This is a genomic window from Actinosynnema sp. NPDC023658 (assembly GCF_040639995.1).
Taxonomy (GTDB): Bacteria; Actinomycetota; Actinomycetes; order Mycobacteriales; family Pseudonocardiaceae; genus Actinosynnema.
Genome location: NZ_JBFAAX010001154.1, coordinates 1 through 1,643 on the forward strand (window position 1 = coordinate 1; position 1,643 = coordinate 1,643).

The following is a 1,643-nucleotide window of genomic DNA, read 5'->3' on the forward strand; positions in this document are numbered from 1 at the left end:
TACGCCTGCACCGTCCCCGCCGCCTGCCGCGCACCCGTCTCCACCAACAACCGCCCACCCGGCGCCAACCACCGCACCGCGTCCGCGATCACCCGCCGCTGCACGTCCAGACCGTCCTCACCACCGTCCAACGCCACCAGCGGCTCGTGCTCACGCGCCTCCGGCGGCATCAACCCGATCGCACCCGTCGGCACGTAAGGCGCGTTCGCCACCAACACCCCCACCCGACCCAGCAACGACCTCGGCAACGGCTCGTACAAGTCACCCTCGTACACCCGACCCGACCCCACGTTCCGCCGAGCGCACCGCACCGCCGCCGGATCCACGTCCACCGCGTGCAGCTCCACCCCCGCGACCCGGGCGGCCACCGCCGCACCCACCGCCCCCGAACCGCAGCACAGGTCCACCACGACCGCACCCGGCCGCGCCACACCCACCGCCACCCGCACCAGGAACTCCGTGCGCCGACGCGGCACGAACACACCCGGGTCCACGGCCACCCGCACACCGCAGAACTCCGCCCACCCCACCACGTGCTCCAGCGGCAACCCGGCCACCCGCCGCGCCGTCAACAACTCCAACTCCGCCGGACTCCCGGCCGCGGCGACCAGCACCCGCGCCTCGTCCTCCGCGAACACACAACCAGCCGCGCGCAACCGCGCGACAACACCCTGATCCGGAACCATGGACAGCGCAACGCCTCTCGCGTCAGAACCCGCGGGCGTCCCTCACACCGTCACGACACGGACGGGGACGACCCGATGTGCACCAGCAGAAATGGGTCCCACCCCCTCCCGATCCGCGCCAACCGGCTCACCGTAGCCCACCGGCCGACGCCCCCGATCGCGGGTCGGATGCCCACTGTCCTGGCTGCTTTGCTTCCAGTCCTCTTCCGCTGCCATCTCCGAGCCGGACGATGTTCTATTTTAGTCGACACTGAAATTATTAAGATTGTTGACCACCGGGGCGGTGGCATCCCGTCGGGGGACGGCTCCCCTTCGGAACACCGCAGGTCGTTCCCACGGCCGGCCGATTGTCGGGCCCCACCCGCTGCTCTAACGTTCCCGACCACGTCCGCGCGAACGTGATCGCAGAACCTCCACTCCCCGGCCGACCCGAGCCGCATGGGTCCGCCGGGAACCCCTGCACGAGGGAGAACCCTGCAATGGGAGACGTTCGCGGATCCAGACGCGCCCTGATCGCGCTGGCGACCACAGCGGTGACCGCCGCGGCCCTGGCCGTCGGCGCCACACCGGCCTCGGCCGAGGGCGACATCATCGGCACGGCCAACCCGACCGCCATCAAGGACAGCTACATCGTCGTCTACAAGCAGCTGTCCGCCCAGGGCGTCGACGCGCTCACCGCCGACCTCAGCGCCAAGTACGACGCCAAGGTCGACTTCACCTACCACCACGCCCTCAAGGGCTTCGCGGGCACGCTGTCCGAACGGGCCGCACGCCGCCTGGCCGCCGAGCCCGGCGTGGCCTACGTCCAGCAGAACGGCGAGGTCAAGGCGACCGGCACCCAGCCGAGCCCGCCCTCCTGGGGCCTGGACCGGATCGACCAGCGCAACCTGCCGCTCGACTCGTCCTACACCTACCCCAGCGACGGCACCGGCGTCACCGCCTACATCATCGACACCG

Annotated in this window: 2 protein-coding genes; one reads left to right on the top strand and one right to left on the bottom strand. The window is 70.8% G+C overall.

Going from position 1 to position 1,643, the window contains the following annotated elements; translation table 11 throughout:
- Nucleotides 1–686, bottom strand: a 686-nt coding sequence (locus AB0G02_RS39050) for a putative protein N(5)-glutamine methyltransferase (RefSeq protein WP_360805204.1), incomplete at its 3' end; no start/stop codon positions are given.
- A 479-nt stretch (nucleotides 687–1,165) separates the two neighbouring features.
- On the opposite strand from AB0G02_RS39050, the gene AB0G02_RS39055 reads away from it, so the two are divergent.
- The coding region (locus tag AB0G02_RS39055) for a S8 family serine peptidase (protein WP_360805207.1) at nucleotides 1,166–1,643 on the top strand (478 nt) is incomplete at its 3' end.